This is a genomic window from Mycobacterium sp. FW102-FHT13B02 (assembly GCF_058790275.1).
In genome coordinates this window covers 66747-84439 of record NZ_JBYTCM010000013.1, presented here as the reverse complement: position 1 = coordinate 84439, position 17693 = coordinate 66747, and the positions used below count along the sequence as shown (strand labels likewise).

Annotated in this window: 17 protein-coding genes and 1 pseudogene; 12 read left to right on the top strand and 6 right to left on the bottom strand. The window is 68.5% G+C overall.

Features of this window, described 5'->3' with window-relative positions; translation table 11 throughout:
* Nucleotides 1-7: 7 nt before the first annotated feature.
* On the bottom strand, nucleotides 8-619 hold the full coding sequence (gene ctaE, locus AC3WTE_RS21050; RefSeq protein ID WP_455983155.1) for an aa3-type cytochrome oxidase subunit III: 612 nt from the start codon (nucleotides 617-619) through the stop codon (nucleotides 8-10).
* 51 nt (nucleotides 620-670) lie between these two features.
* Between ctaE and trpD the strand changes: the two genes are divergently transcribed.
* On the top strand, nucleotides 671-1780 hold the full coding sequence (trpD, locus tag AC3WTE_RS21045) for an anthranilate phosphoribosyltransferase (RefSeq protein WP_492440717.1): 1110 nt from the start codon (nucleotides 671-673) through the stop codon (nucleotides 1778-1780).
* Here trpD and AC3WTE_RS21040 read toward each other — a convergent pair.
* Nucleotides 1718-3532: pseudogene (locus tag AC3WTE_RS21040) on the bottom strand (DEDD exonuclease domain-containing protein); the annotation flags it as partial. The gene trpD and the pseudogene AC3WTE_RS21040 overlap by 63 nt on opposite strands.
* A gap of 132 nt (nucleotides 3533-3664) precedes the next feature.
* Here AC3WTE_RS21040 and AC3WTE_RS21035 point away from each other — a divergent pair.
* From AC3WTE_RS21035 to AC3WTE_RS21020, 4 genes are all read left to right on the top strand, one after another.
* Entirely contained in the window at nucleotides 3665-3916 is a 252-nt protein-coding gene (locus AC3WTE_RS21035) for a hypothetical protein (protein ID WP_492440582.1), read from the top strand.
* A 153-nt stretch (nucleotides 3917-4069) separates the two neighbouring features.
* Nucleotides 4070-5233, top strand: a complete 1164-nt coding sequence (gene ripC / locus AC3WTE_RS21030; protein WP_492440580.1) for a peptidoglycan hydrolase RipC — start codon at nucleotides 4070-4072, stop codon at nucleotides 5231-5233.
* A 71-nt stretch (nucleotides 5234-5304) separates the two neighbouring features.
* A complete protein-coding gene (locus AC3WTE_RS21025; RefSeq protein WP_492440578.1) occupies nucleotides 5305-6045 on the top strand; it encodes a peptidase in 741 nt (246 codons plus the stop codon).
* A gap of 18 nt (nucleotides 6046-6063) precedes the next feature.
* Complete coding sequence (locus tag AC3WTE_RS21020; protein WP_492440577.1) at nucleotides 6064-7290, top strand: glycosyltransferase family 4 protein; 1227 nt, start codon at nucleotides 6064-6066, stop codon at nucleotides 7288-7290.
* Nucleotides 7291-7305: 15 nt separating this feature from the next.
* On the opposite strand, the gene AC3WTE_RS21015 is transcribed toward AC3WTE_RS21020, so the two are convergent.
* Nucleotides 7306-9096 carry an AMP-dependent synthetase/ligase gene (locus AC3WTE_RS21015; protein WP_492440575.1) on the bottom strand — a complete coding sequence of 597 codons (1791 nt, stop codon included), beginning with the start codon at nucleotides 9094-9096 and terminating at the stop codon, nucleotides 7306-7308.
* Between the two features lie 118 nt (nucleotides 9097-9214).
* Between AC3WTE_RS21015 and AC3WTE_RS21010 the strand changes: the two genes are divergently transcribed.
* From AC3WTE_RS21010 to AC3WTE_RS20990, 5 genes are all read left to right on the top strand, one after another.
* Nucleotides 9215-9604 carry a polyketide cyclase / dehydrase and lipid transport gene (locus AC3WTE_RS21010; RefSeq protein ID WP_459370292.1) on the top strand — a complete coding sequence of 130 codons (390 nt, stop codon included), beginning with the start codon at nucleotides 9215-9217 and terminating at the stop codon, nucleotides 9602-9604.
* A 105-nt stretch (nucleotides 9605-9709) separates the two neighbouring features.
* Complete coding sequence (locus AC3WTE_RS21005; RefSeq protein WP_492440573.1) at nucleotides 9710-10147, top strand: SRPBCC family protein; 438 nt, start codon at nucleotides 9710-9712, stop codon at nucleotides 10145-10147.
* A complete protein-coding gene (locus tag AC3WTE_RS21000; protein WP_492440715.1) occupies nucleotides 10140-11393 on the top strand; it encodes an ArsA family ATPase in 1254 nt (417 codons plus the stop codon). The genes AC3WTE_RS21005 and AC3WTE_RS21000 overlap by 8 nt, the downstream gene beginning before the upstream one ends.
* Nucleotides 11390-11815, top strand: a complete 426-nt coding sequence (locus AC3WTE_RS20995; RefSeq protein WP_492440571.1) for a hypothetical protein — start codon at nucleotides 11390-11392, stop codon at nucleotides 11813-11815. Before AC3WTE_RS21000 ends, AC3WTE_RS20995 begins: the two co-directional genes overlap by 4 nt.
* A gap of 87 nt (nucleotides 11816-11902) precedes the next feature.
* Complete coding sequence (locus AC3WTE_RS20990; protein ID WP_492440569.1) at nucleotides 11903-12604, top strand: lysophospholipid acyltransferase family protein; 702 nt, start codon at nucleotides 11903-11905, stop codon at nucleotides 12602-12604.
* Nucleotides 12605-12766: 162 nt separating this feature from the next.
* On the opposite strand, the gene AC3WTE_RS20985 is transcribed toward AC3WTE_RS20990, so the two are convergent.
* The gene (locus tag AC3WTE_RS20985) at nucleotides 12767-14038 is read right to left on the bottom strand and encodes a glycosyltransferase 87 family protein (RefSeq protein WP_492440567.1); all 1272 of its coding nucleotides are present in this window, start codon (nucleotides 14036-14038) and stop codon (nucleotides 12767-12769) included.
* A 60-nt stretch (nucleotides 14039-14098) separates the two neighbouring features.
* On the opposite strand from AC3WTE_RS20985, the gene AC3WTE_RS20980 reads away from it, so the two are divergent.
* Both AC3WTE_RS20980 and AC3WTE_RS20975 read left to right on the top strand, forming a co-directional pair.
* Nucleotides 14099-15001 (top strand): hypothetical protein, encoded by a 903-nt coding sequence (locus AC3WTE_RS20980; RefSeq protein WP_492440565.1) that lies wholly within the window; start codon nucleotides 14099-14101, stop codon nucleotides 14999-15001.
* Complete coding sequence (locus AC3WTE_RS20975) at nucleotides 15002-15496, top strand: polyadenylate-specific 3'-exoribonuclease AS (protein ID WP_492440563.1); 495 nt, start codon at nucleotides 15002-15004, stop codon at nucleotides 15494-15496.
* A gap of 16 nt (nucleotides 15497-15512) precedes the next feature.
* Here AC3WTE_RS20975 and AC3WTE_RS20970 read toward each other — a convergent pair whose 3' ends face one another.
* Nucleotides 15513-16964, bottom strand: coding sequence for a copper resistance CopC/CopD family protein (locus AC3WTE_RS20970; RefSeq protein WP_492440561.1), 1452 nt, complete (start codon nucleotides 16962-16964; stop codon nucleotides 15513-15515).
* Nucleotides 16961-17677 carry a YcnI family protein gene (locus AC3WTE_RS20965; protein ID WP_492440559.1) on the bottom strand — a complete coding sequence of 239 codons (717 nt, stop codon included), beginning with the start codon at nucleotides 17675-17677 and terminating at the stop codon, nucleotides 16961-16963. The genes AC3WTE_RS20970 and AC3WTE_RS20965 overlap by 4 nt, the downstream gene beginning before the upstream one ends.
* Nucleotides 17678-17693: the final 16 nt, after the last annotated feature.

Sequence of the window (17693 nt, the reverse complement as noted above, 5' to 3'; positions counted from 1 at the left end):
GAACCGATCATCGAACGAAGTAGATGGTGGCGAACAGGGCGATCCACACGATGTCGACGAAGTGCCAGTAGTAGGACACGACGATGGCAGCGGTGGCCTGTGCCGGCGTGAACTTGCTCATCTTGGTGCGGGCCAGCAGATAGATGAACGCCACGAGACCGCCGATGACGTGCAGACCGTGGAAACCGGTGGCCAGGTAGAACACCGAACCGTAGGCGCTGCTCGGGATCGTGGTGCCTTCGCTGACGAGCATGTAGTACTCGAACGCCTGGCCGCCGACGAAGAACGTGCCCATGATCAGCGTGATGACGTACCACCGGCGCAGGCCGAAGACGTCACCGCGCTCGGCGGCGAAAACGCCCATCTGGCAGGTGAACGACGACGCGATCAGCACCAACGTCACCGGAACGGCCTCGGCCAGGTTCAGGTGCGTGGGGGGCGGCGGCCATACGCCGCCGGCCTGAGCACGCGCGGTGAAATACATTGCGAACAGCCCAGCAAAGAACATCAACTCACTGGAAAGCCACACAATGGTGCCGACACTGACCATATTCGGCCGGTTCAGCGAATGCACCCGCGACGTGATCGCGGTTCCAGAGGTACCTACAGCGCTCGTCACAGCGGTAAGTATGACGCTTTGTAGTTGTTGAACTCCACCCGGGTGCCGACATTGGTCATAATCGGGTCCGTGCCAACCACCGATCCTCATCAGGAACCGACCGCCGACGGGCCGCTGTGGCCTCAGATCCTGGGCCGGCTGACCACCGGCCAGAACCTTGCCGCGGGTCAGGCGGGGTGGGCAATGGACCAGGTCATGACCGGTACCGCGACCCCGGCGCAGATCGCTGCTTTCGCCATTGCGATGAAGATGAAGCGACCGACCTCCGCAGAGGTCTCCGAACTCGCCGATGTGATGCTGCGACACGCCCGAAAGGTGCCCGCCGACGCGCTCGCGGCGATCGGCACCGATGTGGTCGACATCGTGGGCACCGGGGGGGACGGCTCCAACACCGTGAATCTGTCCACGATGGCCTCGATCGTCGTCGCCGCGTGCGGGGTGCCCGTCATCAAGCACGGGAACCGCGCGGCGTCGTCGTTGTCCGGCGGCGCCGACACCTTGGAGGCCCTGGGTGTCCGGATCGATCTGTCGCCCGGCGACGTCGCCCGCTCGGTTGCCGAGGTCGGCATCGGCTTCGCGTTCGCTCCGCAGTTCCATCAGTCCTACCGGCACGCCTCTGCCGTGCGGCGTGAGATCGGGGTGCCGACGGTCTTCAATCTTCTTGGGCCGCTGACAAATCCCGCGATGCCGAGGGCCGGCCTGATCGGCTGCGCCTGGGCGGAATTGGCCGAGGTGATGGCCGGTGTGTTCGCCGCGCGCGGTTCCAGCGTCCTGGTGGTCCATGGCGACGACGGGCTCGACGAGCTGACCACCACGACGACGAGCACCATCTGGCGGGTGCAGGCCGGCACCGTGGACCGGTTGAAACTGGACCCCGCGGCGTTCGGCTTCGCCCGTGCCGACCTGAGCGAGCTGATCGGAGGCGACGCCGCCGCCAATGCCGAGTCGGTCCGTGCCGTACTGGCGGGCCAGGCCGGCCCGGTCCGGGATGCCGTGGTGCTCAACGCCGCTGGGGCGATGGTGGCTCATGCCGGGCTATCCAGCGACGCCCAGTGGGTGCCGGCGTGGGAGCGCGGTCTGGCCCGTGCCACCGAAGCGATCGATTCGGGTGCGGCCGAGAAGCTGCTCGCGCGGTGGGCTCGGTTCACCCAGAAGGTCTGACCGCGCGGCCTGCTGCGCCGCCGCCCGGGCGGACCGGGCGGCGCCAGCCCACTCGGCCCACCGGCCGGCCGCGGTGATGGGCAGGCAGTAGCCGGCCCCCGGTCCGGTGCCGGAATCGGTGCGGACGATCCGCACACCGGGGGCGGCCAGCCAACGCACGATCAGTGCCACCTCCTCGACGGGTGCACCGCCCAGTGGCCGGTCGGAGGTCAGGATCACCTGTGCCGCAGCGGATATCGCGTCGACGACGGGCATCGGCGGCACCCGCCGCGGTGCGTTGCCGGCGGCCGCCAACTGGCCGTACCGGACCACGACGAGGTGCCAGCCACCGGCGCCGTCGGGCCGGGCGGCCACCAGTTCCGGTAGCGCGGTCAGGGCCCGCAGGCGTTGCCCGCGCCACAGCCCGTCGATGACGGTTGCGGCGTGGTCCCGCAGCCGGGCCGCGGTCTCGAAACGTCCTTCGGCGGCCAGATCGTCGATGTGGTTGAGCGCCGTGGAGAGTGCGGAATCAGCAACGCCGGCAACGTTTCTCGCGGCCGTCGCGGCAAATTCGGCATAGGCGTCCGCGCTGATACCGCGGGGCGCTGGGCACGGCGAGAGCTCGCGCTCAGGGCACTGCGGCCCATGCTGGGCCGCTCGCGCCAGCCGCGTCGTGCACGTCCGCACGCCGGTGAAGCGGGCCAGCAGCAGGGCGGCGTCGACGGCGTCGGCGTGGACCCGGAACGGGCCGGCGGCGCGATCGTGCCGCGGTGCTCGCACCACCGAAAACCGGGGGAACGCCTCGTCGGTGAGTACCACCCACCACCATTTGTGCGGAGCTTTCGAGCGCCGGTTGTAGGGCGGCGCGTGCGCGGCGAGCAGCCGCAGTTCGCGGACCCCGGCTTCGAGCTCGTGGGCGCACTCGACGTGATCGACCCGGATGGCCAGGGACGCCATCTCTTTCATGCGGGCGCGCGGGTCGGCGCCGGTGAAGTACTGCCGGACCCGGCGGCGCAGATCGACCGCGGTGCCGACGTAGAGCACCTCCTCGGACGGCCCGCGGAACAGATACACGCCGGGGGAGTGCGGCAGGGCGTCGGCGAGCTTGCGGTTGCGGCGCTGCGCGCGGGTCACGTCGGGGAGATAGCCGCGTAGTTCGGCCAGCGTGTGCACGCCCTGATTGCCGATGCGCTCCAGCAGCCCGTGCAGCACGTCGACGGTGGCACGGGCGTCGTCGAGGGCCCGGTGCGTGGGCGTGGTGGCGGCACGGAACAGCCGGGCCAGCTCCGAGAGCCGGACGCTGGGCGCCTCCTCGCGCGTCAGTACCCGGCGGGCCAGCTTCACCGTGCACAGCACCGGCGGATTGGGCCAGGGCAGCTGTGCCCGCTCGGCCGCGGCCCGCAGAAAACCGATGTCGAAACCCGCGTTGTGGGCGACCAGGACGGCGCCGCGACAGAACTCCAGAAACGCCGGCAGCACCGATTCGATGCGCGGGGCGTCGCACACCATGGCCGTGGTGATCCCGGTCAGCTGAACGATTTGGGGCGGGATGGCGCGACCTGGGTCGATCAGGGTGGCCAGTTCGCCGATGATCTCGCCGCCGCGCACCTTGACCGCACCGATCTCGGTGATGGCGTCCCAGCCGCCGCCGGTGTCGTCCGCCCGGGCCCGGCCGCCGGTGGTCTCCAGGTCGACCACCACGAACGTGGTGTCACGCAGCAACGCCTCGTCAAGATCGAAAGCCAGCTGATCGGTGGTGCTGCCGGATCCCATGACGTGACAGTAGGGGCCGGGACCGACAAGAAATCCCATCGATGTCATTCCGTTATCGGGTTGCTGATCACCCGCGCTTTTTTGTCGGTGGACGTCGCTAGCGTGCGCCTCAACCGATGAGAGGAACCAGAGATGAAGTTCGACAACGGGCCGGTGAAGATCGACTGCGACGACTGCGCGGTGCGTGGTCCCGGCTGCGGTGACTGCGTGGTCAGTGTTTTGCTGGGTGTGCCCGAAACATTGATGGACGACGAGCGTCGCGCGCTGGAGGTGCTCGCCGACGCCGGCCTGGCACCCCGGCTTCGGCTGGTCCCGATCGGGCGGCCGAAGGGCGGGATCGGCACTGAAGACGAGCCAAAGTCAAGCGCCGCGGGCGTAGCGTGACGACCCTCACATTGTGATGCTGGTTAACGGGATCGGGAGGCGGGCTGATAGATTGGCCATTCCCGTTGGACAACGCCGATGCCGTTTCGTAACCTATTCGAGACCTCACTGAGTTCGAAGCGGCTCGAACCCGCAGTTGAAGGACGCGAAATCTTGAGTCTCCACCGCACATACCGCACCAAATGCGGTCTTAAACGACCAGTAGCCGGTGCCATCGCGGGGCTCACCATACTCGGCAGCGTATTTGCGAGCAACGTCCAGGCCGATCCGGCGGACGACGCCGTAGCAAAGCTCAACGAGCTCTCGCGCCAGGCGGAGCAGACCACTGAGGCCATGCACGGCGCGCAGCTGGATCTGGACAAGAAGCTGGCTGCCGCTAAGTCCGCCGACGCCAAGCACGCGGCCGCCGAGGCGGCTGCGGAAGCGGCCAAGAACGACCTGGCTACCTATCAGACGTCTGTCGACAAGATTGCTGCAGCGCAGTACATGGGCGGCCGGACCGACGGCATCGACGCAATCCTGACCGCGGATTCTCCGCAGGGACTGATCGACCAGCTCTCGGTCCAGCGCGTGATGGCCAGTGAGATCTCCGCGCAGATGGCCAACTTCCACAGCGCCTCCGATTCGGCCACCAAGGCCGAGGCCGACTCCGCGAAGTCGGCGTCCGAAGCCAAGACCGCCGCCGAGCAGGCCGCCGCGGTGCGTGCCGATCTGCAGTCCAAGCAAAGCAAGCTGCAAGTGCAGATCGCCATCGTCAAGTCCCGTTACACCGCGCTGACGCCGAGTCAGCGCGAGGCCTTGGCGGCCTTGCCCCCGGCTCCCGCCGCCGCCCCGCCGGCCCCGCTGCCGGACGGCGTGCCGCCGGCTCCTGACGCTGTGCCTCCGGCGCCCGGGCAGGATCCGTCCATCAACGCCGCGGGCCCCAACCCGCCGGTCGAGGGGCTGCCCGTGCCCTCGGACAACGGCGCTACCGCTGCCGGTCAGATCGCGGTCCAGGCCGCTCTCACCCGCATCGGCGACCCGTATGTGTGGGGTGCCGCCGGCCCAGGCCAGTTCGACTGCTCGGGCCTGGTGATGTGGGCGTTCCAGCAGGCCGGCATCTCGCTGCCGCACTCGAGCTACGCGCAGGCGGCCGGCGGACAGCCGGTGTCGCGCGATCAGATGCAGCCCGGTGACGTCGTGAGCTACTACTCCGATGCCTCGCACGTGGGCATCTACATCGGCGACGGCATGATGGTTCACGCCTCCACGTTCGGTGTGCCTGTGCGAGTGGCGCCGGTCGACAACGCGCCGATCTACAACGTGCGTCGCTACTGAGCCTCTCCCGACACCTCCCACGACGGGCCGTCCTCGGTCTGCTGGCCGCTGAGGCGGCTGCCGCGACCGCGGTGCTGAGCCGCGGCCACCCGGACAAGGTCGCGTCATCGGCGCCCGCGCCGTCAGCATCACCCGCGCCGTCAGTGCCGACCACCATGCGGCTCGCCGATGGCCGGGCGGTCGAACTCCTGATTCTGGATCCCGGCTCGACGCTGCCGGGCCGCATCACCGGTGAGCTCGACGGTGCGGTCGCCGCGGTCAGCAACTTCTGGGGCGACGACTGGCGTCGGCAGATCACCATCGTGACCACCGGCACCGACGACGAATTCCGGGCACTGGCCGGTGGCCGTCAGGAGTTCGCCGCGGCCACCACCGTCGACCGCATCGTGTTCGCGCCAGGCGCTGCTGCGATGGGACCCGGCGCTTTGCGAATCGTGTTGCGCCACGAGCTTTTCCACTACGCCTCGCGGCCCGTCACGGCCGCCGACGCGCCCTGGTGCCTCACCGAGGGCGTCGCCGACTACGTCAGCCGCCCGCGTACGCCGCGTCCCGCGCCCGCCGATATGGCAGTACTGCCCACCAACGCCGATTTTCAGGTCACCGGACCGGCGCTGTCGCTGGCCTATGACCGCGCCTGGTGGTTCGCCCGGTTCGTCGGCGCGCAATTCGGCGATCCGGCCCTGCGCCGGCTGTATCTGGCGGCGTGCGGTGTCGGGCACCCCGACCTGGACACCGCGCTGCATGCCACCCTCGGCCTGGACCGTGACGCGTTGACCGCTGCGTGGCAGCGATGGCTCGCGGCCCGGGGCTGACGCGATAGCCTGACCGCGATGTCATCCCCGTCGCACCGCTCGCCCCAGACGTCATCCCCGTCGCTCCGCTCGCCCCAGACGTCATCCCCGTCGCCTCGCTCGCCCAGGACGACCCGGGTTCTGCTGCTGACCAATGATTTTCCGCCCCGCCGTGGCGGCATCCAGTCGTATCTGGAGAACCTGGTCGGCGAGCTGCTCGGCCGCGGGTCACACGAGCTGACGGTCTACGCGCCGAAATGGAAGGGCGCCCCGGAGTACGACCGCGCCGCGGCAGCCGCCGGATACGAAGTGGTCCGTCACCCGACGACGCTGATGGTGCCGGAACCGACAGTCGCGCTGCGGATGCGCCGAATCATCGCCGAGCATGGCATCGACACCGTGTGGTTCGGCGCGGCGGCGCCACTGGCCCTGCTGGCCCCGCTGGCGCGCGACGCCGGAGCAAGTCGGGTGGTGGCCAGTACGCACGGCCACGAGGTGGGTTGGTCGATGCTGCCCGTCGCGCGAAACGCGTTGCGCCACATCGGGAACAACACCGACGTGGTGACGTTCGTCAGCCACTACACCCGCAACCGGTTCGCCGCGGCATTCGGGCCGGACGCGGCACTGGAATACCTGTCGCCCGGGGTGGATGTGAACCGCTTCGTCCCCGACGAGGTGGCCCGGGCCGAACTGCGGGCTCGCTACGGGCTGGGCCGGCGGCCGGTGATCGTCTGCCTGTCGCGTCTGGTGCCGCGCAAGGGGCAGGACATGCTGATCCGGGCACTGCCCGCGATTCGGCAGCGGATCGACGGTGCCGCGCTGGTGATCGTCGGCAACGGGCCCTACCGCGACGATCTGCAGAAGCTGGCACAGCGCTACAACGTCTCCGACCATGTGGTGTTCACCGGCGGCGTGCCCGGCGACGAACTACCGGCACACCACGCGATGGCCGATGTCTTCGCCATGCCGTGCCGCACGCGGGGGAACGGGCTCGACGTCGAGGGACTGGGCATCGTCTTCCTCGAGGCCTCGGCCTGCGGGGTGCCGGTGGTCGCCGGTGACTCCGGTGGCGCGCCGGAAACCGTCGTGGCAGGCAAGACCGGTCACGTGGTCGACGGCCGGGATGTCGCCGCGATCGCCGCGGCAATCGGCGACATTCTGGCCGATCCCGACCGGGGCGCCGCGATGGGCGCCGCCGGCCGTCAGTTCGTCGTCGACAACTGGCAGTGGAAGCTCAAGGGCGAACGGCTCTCGGAGCTGTTGTAGCGCTCCTTCGTCGCGTCAGCTGTAGAGCGCCGCGATCTCGGCGGCGAACTTCTGGGCGACCACGTTGCGCTTGACCTTGAGCGTCGGCGTCAGCTCGCCGGTGTCTTCGGTGAAATCGACCGGAAGGATTTGGAACTTCCGGATCGCCTCGGCCTTGGACACCGTCTGGTTGGCGTCGTCGACGGCTTTCTGGACCTCGGCAACCAGCTCGGGGTCGTCGGCGAGGTCTCCGACGGATGCGCCGGCGTCCTTGCCATTGCGCTGCTTCCAGCCCTCGAAGGCCTCGGGATCGATGGTGATGAGCGCGGCGATGAACGGCTCCTGATCGCCGACGCACATGGCCTGACTGATCAGCGGGTGCGCGCGCATGACGTCTTCCAGTGGCGCCGGGGCGACGTTCTTGCCGCCGGCGGTCACGATGATCTCTTTCTTGCGCCCGACGATCGACAGGTAACCGTCGTCGTCGATGGCGCCGAGATCACCGGTATGGAACCACCCGTCGGTGAAGGCGTCGTCGGTGGCCGTCGGGTTGTTCCAGTAGCCGCTGAACACCACGCCGCCGGACACCATCAACTCGCCGTCCTCGGCGATCCGCATGCTGTTGCCGGGCACCAGCTTGCCCACGGTGCCGACCTTCAACTCGCCGATCCGGTTGACGGTGATGGCGGCGCTGCTCTCGGTGAGGCCATAGCCCTCGTAGATGGTGACGCCGACGCCGCGGTAGAAGTGGCCGAGGCGGGCGCCGAGCGGGGCGCCGCCGGAGATGGCGCCGACGCAGTTGCCGCCCAGGGCGGCCTTGAGCTTGCCGTACACGAGCTTGTCGAACACCGCGTGCTTGAGGCCCAGGAGCAGACCGGCACCGCCGGGGGTGTCCTGCGCCTTGCTCCACTCGATGGCCGTGTCGGCCGCGATCTGGAAAATCTTGCCCTTGCCGTCGTTGCGGGCGTTCTGCTCGGCGGTGTTGTACACCTTCTCGAACACGCGCGGCACCGACACCACCAGCGTCGGCTTGAACACCCCGAGGATCGGGACCAGGTTCTTGATGTCGCTGGTGAAGCCGAGCGTCACCTGGTTGCTGAAGCCGGCCACCGCGACCGCGCGGGCCAGCACATGCGCCAGCGGCAGGAACACCAGCAGCTTCTGGCCCTTGGCCAGCAGGTCGGGGAAGCAGGCCTTGACGCCGCGCAGTTCGGACAGCAGGTTGGCGTGGGTCAGCTGGCAGCCCTTGGGGCGGCCGGTCGTGCCCGAGGTGTAGATGAGGGTGGCCGGGTCGCTCGACTTGATCCCGGCCAGGCGGGCGTCCAGTTCGGCGCGGTCCACACCGGCGCCGGCGGCGGCCAGCTGTTCGAGGGCGCCGCCGTCGATCACCAGCACCTCGCCGAGCGCGGGCACCTCGGACCGGACGGACTCGATCTTGGCGGCATGGGCGTCGGTCTCGGCGAACGCCAGGACAGTGCCGGAGTCGGCGAGCACGTGCCGGATCTGGTCGGCGGCGGAGGTCTCATAGATGGGCACCGTCACCGCACCGATCGACAGGATCGCGAAGTCGATGATGGGCCACTCGTAACGGGTGGCCGACAGCAGCACCACGCGGTCGCCGGCCTTGACGCCCTTGGCGATCAGACCGAGTGCGGTGGCCCGGACCTGGGCAGCAACGTCGGCGCTGGTCACGTCGGTCCAGGTGCCGTCAACCAAGCGCTGGATGGCTACGTGGTTGGGATCATCGCGCTCGAGGGAGTACACCGGGGCGGCGACGTTGTCGTATTCGCCGACGGTGAACGATGCGGGAACGCTGAACTCACGCACGGTGTGGGGCCTTTCAGGTCAGAGCAAAGCAGTACTGGCAGCGCCGTGACAGCAATGCCGTGCTCAGCGTAGTCGGGTGCTTCCTCGCAGAGTTGAGCCGTATGTGAAGCTGGTGGGGATGAACAGCATCCAGATCGCGGACGAGACCTTCGTGTGCGCCGACCCTGCCGCTGTCGGTGCCGCCGTGGCGAACCAGAGCAGCTGGCGGCGATGGTGGCCGGACCTGTCGCTGACGGTCGTCGAAGACCGTGGCCCGGCGGGGCAGCGATGGACCGTCACCGGCGCGCTGACCGGGACCATGGAGGTCTGGTTGGAAGGCGTCATGGACGGTGTCGTGTTGCACTACTTCCTGCACGCCGAGCCGACGGGTGTGACGGGCGCGGCGCTGGCGGAGCTGAACTTGGCAGAGCTCAACCATCGGCGCCGGGTGGCCGGTAAGGACATGGCTTTCGAGATCAAGAACGACCTCGAGCGGACCCGCCCGGTGGGCGTGTCCCGGTTGGCCTGAGGCCCGCATCGCCCGGCCAGGGCTGGGCGCTGGCGGTACATTGAGAGCTCGGCAGACGGGCGTCCGACGCCTGTGCCGGCATCGTTAACTCGGGGAAGTGGAAACGTGGCGGACAAGACTGCGCAGACCATCTACATCGACGCCGACCCGGCGACCGTGATGGACGTCATCGCCGACATCGGGTCATATCCCGACTGGGTTGCCGAGTATCCGGAGACCGAGGTCCTGGACGTCTACCCCGACGGCAACCCCAGGACGGCCCGCATGGTCCTCGACGCCACCGTCCTCAAGGACACCATGGTGTTCGCCTACCAGTGGCCCGCCGACCGCGAGTCGGTGAGCTGGTCCCTGGTGTCGAGCACTCTGCTGAAGGCCCTCGAAGGCACATACCGATTGTCGCCCAAGGGTTCTGGCACCGAGGTGACATATGAACTGTCGGTCGATCTGATGATTCCGATGATCGGATTGCTCAAGCGCAAGGCCGAGCGGCGGCTGACCGACACCGCGCTCAAGGATCTGAAGAAGCGAGTCGAGTCTGAGTGAGGCGGACCCTGCTGGGCGTGCCAGGATCAGTCTGTTCGTCGGTAAGGGTGGAGTAGGAAAATCGACGGTGGCCACGGCCACCGCGGTACGTGATGCTCGGGCCGGGCAGCGCGTGTTGATCGTCTCGACGGACCAGGCACATTCCACCGGCGACGTGCTCGGCGCGGACATCCCGCCGACCGGCTTGCGGGCGCCCACGCAGGTGCCCGTCGACGATGGCGCCGGCGTCGTCGTCGACGCCCTGGCGCTGGACACCCTGGCGCTGCTGGAAGCCCGGTGGCGTGAGGTGGCCGCGGTGCTGGTTGCCCGTTTCCCGGAATCCGATGTGGGAGATGTTGCACCGGAAGAGCTTTCGGCGCTGCCGGGAATTCAGGAAGTGCTGGGACTGCACGAGGTTGCCGAGCTGGCGGCGTCGGGCAACTGGGATCACGTGATCGTGGATTGCGCCTCGACGGCCGACGCGATGCGGATGTTGACGCTGCCCGGGGCATTCGCGCTGTACCTGGAGAAGGCCTGGCCGCGGCACCGGCGGCTGTCGGTCGGTCTGGCCGACGCGAAGACGATCGCCATGGTCGCGCTGGTCGAGCGGCTGGCGGCCGCCACCGAGGCGCTGGGCGAGCTGCTGGACCAGCCGCACGTCACCGCGCATCTGGTGCTCACCCCGGAACGGGTGGTGGTGGCCGAGGCGGTGCGGACACTGGCGTCGCTCACCTTGATGGGCGTGCACGTGTCCGAGCTGATCGTGAATCAGGTTCTGATCCAAGATGATTCGTACGAGTACGTGAACCTGCCGGCGCACCCGGCCTTCGACTGGTACGCCGAGCGCATCGCCGAGCAGCGCAGCATGCTCAGCGACCTGGATGCCGCCGTCGGTGATGTGCGGCTGGTGCTGGTGCCGCATCTGGCGGGTGAGCCCATCGGGCCGAAGGCGCTGGGGGAGCTGCTGGAGGCGTCACGGCTGCGCCACGGTGCCCCGCCGCCCGCGCCGCCGCGCCCCATCGTCGACCGCGAATCGGGCTCAGGATTGGCCGCCGTCTACCGGCTGCGGATAGAATTGCCGCAAATCGACCCGGAGTCCCTGACTCTGGGGCGCGTCGACGATGACCTGATCATCGGCTCGGGCGGCACCCGGCGCCGGGTCCCGTTGGCATCTGTCCTACGCCGTTGCATCGTGACCGGCGCTTCGTTGCGTGGCTGCGAACTGACTGTCCGTTTTCGCCCTGACCCGGAGGTGTGGCCCAAGTGACGCACACCAATTTCGGGGCGGGGGCATTCGGGGCCGAATTCCTCGGCGACCTACCGGTGGACCTGCGGCTGCTGGCCCAGGCCCTGATCGACAAGATCGACCCCGTGGTGCGACTGTCCGTGGCCATGCTCGCCGACGGCGAGAATCCGAGTGACTGCAACCAGGTGTGGTGCCCGGTGTGCGCGCTGGTCGCGTTGGCCAACGATGAGCAGCATCCGATGCTGACGGCCATCGCCGAACACAGCGCCACCTTTCTGGACGCGGTGCGTGCCGCGCTCGCCGACCAGGGGCCCCTGGGCCCGGATCCGGAACCTCCGACGGACCCGTCCGGTCCTGGTGGCAGACACCGCCAGTCCGACGATCCCGAGACTTCACCAGGTCCGGGCCGGTATCAGTCCATTCCGGTATCTGTGGAGGAATGACCAGTCCGCTGCGGGCTGTGGTCGGGCCGACAGTCGGTGGGTAAAGTTGTCGAGGGCACCGTCCGGGGGCCCGCAGCGGGAGGTTCGATGTTCTTCTGGTTCTACAAGTACATCTTGATGGGCCCGTTGCTGCGCCTTCTGGGCCGTCCGAAAGTCACGGGGCTCGAATATGTTCCGGACAGTGGCGCCGTCATTTTGGCCAGCAATCACCTGGCCGTCGCGGACAGCTTCTATCTGCCGCTGGTGCTGCGCCGGCGGATCTACTTCCTGGCCAAAGCCGAGTACTTCAACGGCACCGGCATCAAGGGCAAGTTGACCAAGTTCTTCTACTCGTCGACCGGCCAGGTGCCCATCGACCGCACCAATGCGGACTCTGCGGCCGATGCGCTGACCGCCGCGGCCAAGATCCTGGATCAGGGCACGTTGCTGGGCATGTACCCCGAGGGCACCCGGTCGCCGGACGGAAAGCTCTACAAGGGCAAGACCGGCCTGGCCCGTATCGCGCTGGAGACCGGCATCCCCGTCATCCCGGTCGCGATGATCGGCACCGATGTGGTGAACCCGCCCGGAAGCAAGATGTGGCACTTCGGCCGCGTCGAGGTCAAGTTCGGCAAGCCGATGGACTTCCGCCGCTTCGAGGGCCTGGCCGGTAACCGGTTCATCGAGCGCGCCGTCATCGACGAGGTCATGTACGAGCTCATGCGACTGTCCGGCCAGGAGTACGTCGACCTCTACGCGGCCGACGTCAAAGAGGGCAAGACGCCGCCGGCCGCGATCAAAGCGGGCTGAGCGCGCCAGCACGATACGCCGAGAATTGGTGTCACCGTCTGACCGCAATCCTCGGCTTGGGTGATTCCCTGAGCCCGCTCCGCCAACGTAACGTGGCGGCGGAAAATCGGCTCTCGGACCGCCGTGCGGTTACCGTCGCGCCGGCTGGGACGCGACCCGTGGTCAGTTCGTCGCCGAGACCGGCGCGATGTGCTCCGTCATGTCGGTTGCGGGCGTTCCGCGGCCGGTGATGGTGCCCGCTGCGGCGATGACGGCCAGTCCCCACCACACGTACGAGCTGCCGAGCACCTGGCGCCACAGCGTGGCGTCGACCTCGTGGTGCTCGGGCAGCAGCCGGATCGGGGTGAAGATCAGCAGGAAGGCGCCGATCGCGCTCACCGCTGCGAGCGTGGCGCTGCGCTCCCGGTAGGCGACCACGGTGATGGTCACCATGGTCGGCAGGGCCCACACCCAGTGGTGCGACCACGACACCGGCGACACGACCAGCCCGAACATCGCCACGCACATGAGGGCCAGCACCGGTTGTCCCGCGCGGAGCACCCGATGCGCCGCCCACACCGTGAGCGCCAGCACCGCGAAGCACAGCAGCACCCAGAGCACGAATCGCGGTGTCGCCGACATCCCGAACCGGGCCAGCGTGCCGGAGATGTTCTGGTTGGTGTTCAGCGTCGCGGTGCCGATGCGGTCGGTGTTGCGGACCGTCTTGGTCCAGTACTCCCACGAGTCGCCCCAGGCCAGGGCGAACGCGAACAGCGTGACCACGACCGACGACGCCACCGTCGTCAGCAGCGCGCGGAAATCGCGACGCAGCAGGAAGTACAGAAGGAACACCGCCGGGGTCAGCTTGAGGGCGATGGCCACCCCGAGCAGGACACCGCGCGGCCACGGCATGCGGCGCGGGACGCAGTCGGCGATCACCAGCGTCATCAGGACGACGTTGATCTGACCGAAGTTGAAATTGGATCGCACCGGTTCGAGGAACAGCATGGCCGGTCCGACGATGGCGGCGGCCAGCCAGCAGCGGCGGGCCAGGGCCGAGCCGCCGAGTTCCGACTGCGGCCACACGTCCAGCCGGGTCAGCACGATCACGACGGACACCAGCAACAACGCGAACGTCGTCACGGTGATGGCCACGCTGGCCCCTGGCAGCGGGAGCCAGGCGAACGGCGCGAACATGATCGCGGCCAGCGGCGGGTAGGTGAACGGCAGGTCGATGCCCGCCTCGGTACGGAAGATCGTGCTCTCGCTGTACAGCGGGGTGTTGTTCAGCCAGGCGCGGCCGCCCATCCGGTACACGTCGATGTCGATCCGGTACGGCGTATGACCCAGCAGCCGCCAGGCGCCCCATACCAGCGCCAACGTGGCCAGCAACTGCAACAGCCGCCAGGCCAGCCGTCCGGCGGAGGTAGGCCACAACCCGGGTCTGATACGCATCTCGCCGGACAGCCTATCGGGGGGACCGGCGCGTCGGCGCCCTGCGGGGCGGTGACACGCATGCACGGGCGTAAGTTTCTGGCCGTGCGGCTGCCGTTACCTACCGAGTTCGTCTCCGATGGACGGCTGCCGTTGTTGTGGTGCCTGATTGCGTTCATCCTGACGTTTTTCGTGACCCGCACCGTGGTGCGCTACATCAGGGCGCATGCCGACAATCCGGCGCCGCGCAAATGGTGGCAACCGCGCAACATCTCCGTTTCGCAGGCCCGTGGTGGCATGCACATTCACCACGTCGTGATCGGTGTGGTGCTGGTGATGGTGTCCGGGGTGACGATGGTGACCCTCGCGGTCGACGGCGGCGTCCCGGAATTCACCGTGGCGGCAATCTTTTTCGGCATCGGTGCGGCGCTGGTTCTGGACGAGTTCGCGCTGATCCTGCATCTGTCGGACGTGTACTGGGCCGAGGACGGCCGCACCTCGGTGGACGCGGTGTTCGTCGCGATCGCCGTGGCGGGGCTGCTGGTCCTCGGGTTCAACCCGCTGTCGTTCTTCGACATCACGGTCTGGCGCGCCGACCAAGATGTGGCGGCCCGCGTCATGGTCGTGGCACTGGCCCTCGTCACCCTGGCGATGGCGGTCATCGTGCTGCTCAAGGGCAAGGTGTGGACCGGCCTGATTGGGATGTTCATCACACCGCTGCTGGTCGTCGGTGCCATCCGGTTGTCGCGGCCGCACGCGCCCTGGGCCCGTTGGCGGTATACGAGCCGGCCCCGGAAGATGCACAAAGCGCTGGAACGCGAGCGGTGGCTGCGCCGGCCGGTGGTGCGGGCGAAGCTGTGGTTACAGGATGCGATCGCCGGTATGCCAAAGTTTCCCGACGACGCGGCCGTGGACCAACAGCTCGACCGCGAGATCCATGCGGCACCCGCGCCGCCGGACCGAATCCCGACCGAGGTTGCCTGAATGAAGTACTTCTACGACACCGAGTTCATCGACGACGGTCGCACCATCGAGCTGATCTCGATCGGCGTGGCCGCGGAAGACGGCCGCGAGTACTACGCCGTCTCCTCGGAGTTCGATCCGGACCGGGCGGGCTCGTGGGTGCGCAAGAACGTGCTGCCGAAGCTGCCGTCGCCGTCGTCGAAGGTGTGGCGTTCGCGCCGGGAGATCCGGTCGGAGCTCGAGGACTTCTTCGGCATCGACGGCGACGAACCGATCGAGCTGTGGGCCTGGATCGGCGCCTACGACCACGTGGTGCTGTGCCAGTTGTGGGGACCGATGGCCGACCTGCCGCCGACGATGCCGCGCTTCACCCGCGAGCTGCGGCAGTTCTGGGAGGACTGCGGCAGCCCGCGGATGCCACCGCGGCCGCGCGACTCCCACGATGCGCTGGTCGACGCGCGGCACAACCTGGACCGCTATCGGCTGATCGCCGAGATGATGACGGCGCCCCGGTAGATCAGCTGGAGTAGCCTCACCAGACTCGGAACGGCACGCTGGAGACGGCTGCGTCGTTCGGGCCGAACTGGACCGTCAGCTGCAGGGTCCATAGTCCGGGGCGTGGTGCGCTCGCGTACGTGCTGTGCCAGCGGCCGTCGGTGCCCGCGGTGAAACGCACGGGCAGAGAGGCGATCTCGGCGCTCGCCAAGGTGGCCCGCAGCCCGGTGGCGCCGGGCGCGGTGATGTCGATGGGGATGGCGCCGTGCCGTGTGGTGTCGAGATGCACCTGTGCGTGCCGGCCCTGATCCAGCGGGGCGGTGGCGGTGAAGCCGGGGCCATATGTGGTGCGGGCCGGCGGCTCTCCGGTCAGCACCGTGGTCATCAGCAGCACCAACACCGCGAGTGCGGTTTCCACCGGCACGGTGCGACGCAGCCGCTCCTGGGTGAGTGTGCGCCGGCCCAGATACGCCAGGGCAGCCATCAGCGTCACCAGGAAAACCTTGGCGCACAAGGCCATTCCATAGCCCGTCGACCACAGTGACTCGATGGGCGACACCTGCCGCCACGCCTGATACTCGCCGCTGAGTAGGACTGCAGCCACGCAGCCGAACGCCACCCGCGACCAGCGCTGCAGCTCGTCGGTCCGGCGCGCCGGCAGCACGACCAGCGTCAGGACACCCAGTCCGCCCACCCACAGCGCCATGGCCAGCAGGTGCACGGTGGTGACGGTCGTCGCCAACCACGGGTCGGGCCCGGCCGCGGCGTGTCCGGAGGCGGCGATGCTGACCGCCAGTGCCGTCGCAACTACGAGGAACGCAGGGGTACCGGCGCGGATGGTCGCCGCAAGTACGACGAGCAGGGCTGCCTGCACGTAGAGCCGCACATCAGCTCCGGTGGCGACGACGTCGGTGGTGGTCGCCGCGGCCAGCAGCACCCAACCGATGCCGGCCAGGATGCGGGTTCTGCGCAGCGCGAGTGCCCAACCCCACACCAGCCGGGCCGCCGCGAGTACGCCGACGCATAACGCCAGACCGGTGTACCGGAGGCCGCGGGCGACGTCCGAGGCGGCCGAGGACGAGGGGACCGAATGGGCCTCCGGCGGTGCTTCCGGAGCTTGCTGCACCCCGAAACTCACCGATCCGGACACCTCGTGGCCGTCGGCCGACATCAGCCGCCACGTGGCGGTGTAGCTGCCGCGAGGCAGGTTCGGCGGCAGGTCGAGTACGACGGTGGTGTTGCCCGACTGCTGCCGGACGCCCTGGTCAATCCGGCCCCCGGTTGCCGAAATCACCTGTACCGCACCAGAGATCAGGCGAACCGGTTCATCGAACGTCAGGATCACCCGGTTCGGCGCGGCCGGCAGGAAGGCGCCGTCGAGCGGATCGCTGGAGACCAGGACGGCGTGCGCCTGCGCGAGGGGAGCGGGCAGCACGAGCGCGAGCAGGGCCGCCAACAGGACGACCGGCAGCGCTGCGACCGATCTCAATTCTCTGGTCGTGACGTCGTCTTCCGCCGGGATGATGCCAGGTTGGCGATGCCCAGCAGCAGCGCGACCACCGACACGGCCAGCGCCGTCAGGCCCGGCCAGGCGGGTGTCGCGGGCGCCGGGGCAGCGGCTGTGGCCCGGTCATGGTCGCCGCCACCGGCGGACTTCAGGTGCAGGGTCGGGGCCGGGTGCTCAGGCTCGGGCTGGCCCGGGGTGACCTTTTCGTTCCAGTTCACGGTCTTGCCGTCGCTGTAGGTCTGCACGGTCGGGAGTGCCAGCATGTTCACCTTGGGCAGCGGGCCGGCCGAGATGGCGAACACGTTGAACTGATGCGGCGGGATGGGGGCGTCTGCAGCGGTGGCCTTCCACTCGACGGACGATACGTACTCCGTGACCTCGACACCGTCGTCGTCCTTCTGCGGGGTGGGCAGCTTCTTCTTGGTGATGGTGGCGGTCCAGCCGGCCTTCTGCTGGGTGCTGACCGAGATGATCGGCTGGTCGTCGGGCAGGACGACCAACAAGGCGGTGGTGGAGGCGGTGTCCGACTCGGTCGGCACGCGGAAGTTCAGCACGCCCCAACCACCCTGGGTGGCGTCGCCGGTCACGTTGACGTGGGCGGCGGCCGGCGCGGCCAGGGCGACGGCGCAGGCCGCCGTCGCGGTGACGGCGGCAAGGGTCTGACGAGGTTTAGCGGCCTGAAACAGCTTGGGCATGTTGTCCTTTCGGGAG

Bases quoted from the DNA above. Each gene is read 5' to 3' on its own strand.
- AC3WTE_RS21035 (WP_492440582.1), top strand. From the start codon at position 3,665: ATGAAGTTCGACAACGGGCCGGTGAAGATCGACTGCGACGACTGCGCG.
- AC3WTE_RS21020 (WP_492440577.1), top strand. From the start codon at position 6,064: ATGTCATCCCCGTCGCACCGCTCGCCCCAGACGTCATCCCCGTCGCTC.
- AC3WTE_RS21010 (WP_459370292.1), top strand. From the start codon at position 9,215: ATGAACAGCATCCAGATCGCGGACGAGACCTTCGTGTGCGCCGACCCT.
- AC3WTE_RS20990 (WP_492440569.1), top strand. From the start codon at position 11,903: ATGTTCTTCTGGTTCTACAAGTACATCTTGATGGGCCCGTTGCTGCGC.
- AC3WTE_RS20985 (WP_492440567.1), bottom strand. From the start codon at position 14,038: ATGCGTATCAGACCCGGGTTGTGGCCTACCTCCGCCGGACGGCTGGCC.
- AC3WTE_RS20980 (WP_492440565.1), top strand. From the start codon at position 14,099: ATGCACGGGCGTAAGTTTCTGGCCGTGCGGCTGCCGTTACCTACCGAG.
- AC3WTE_RS20975 (WP_492440563.1), top strand. From the start codon at position 15,002: ATGAAGTACTTCTACGACACCGAGTTCATCGACGACGGTCGCACCATC.
- AC3WTE_RS20965 (WP_492440559.1), bottom strand. From the start codon at position 17,677: ATGCCCAAGCTGTTTCAGGCCGCTAAACCTCGTCAGACCCTTGCCGCC.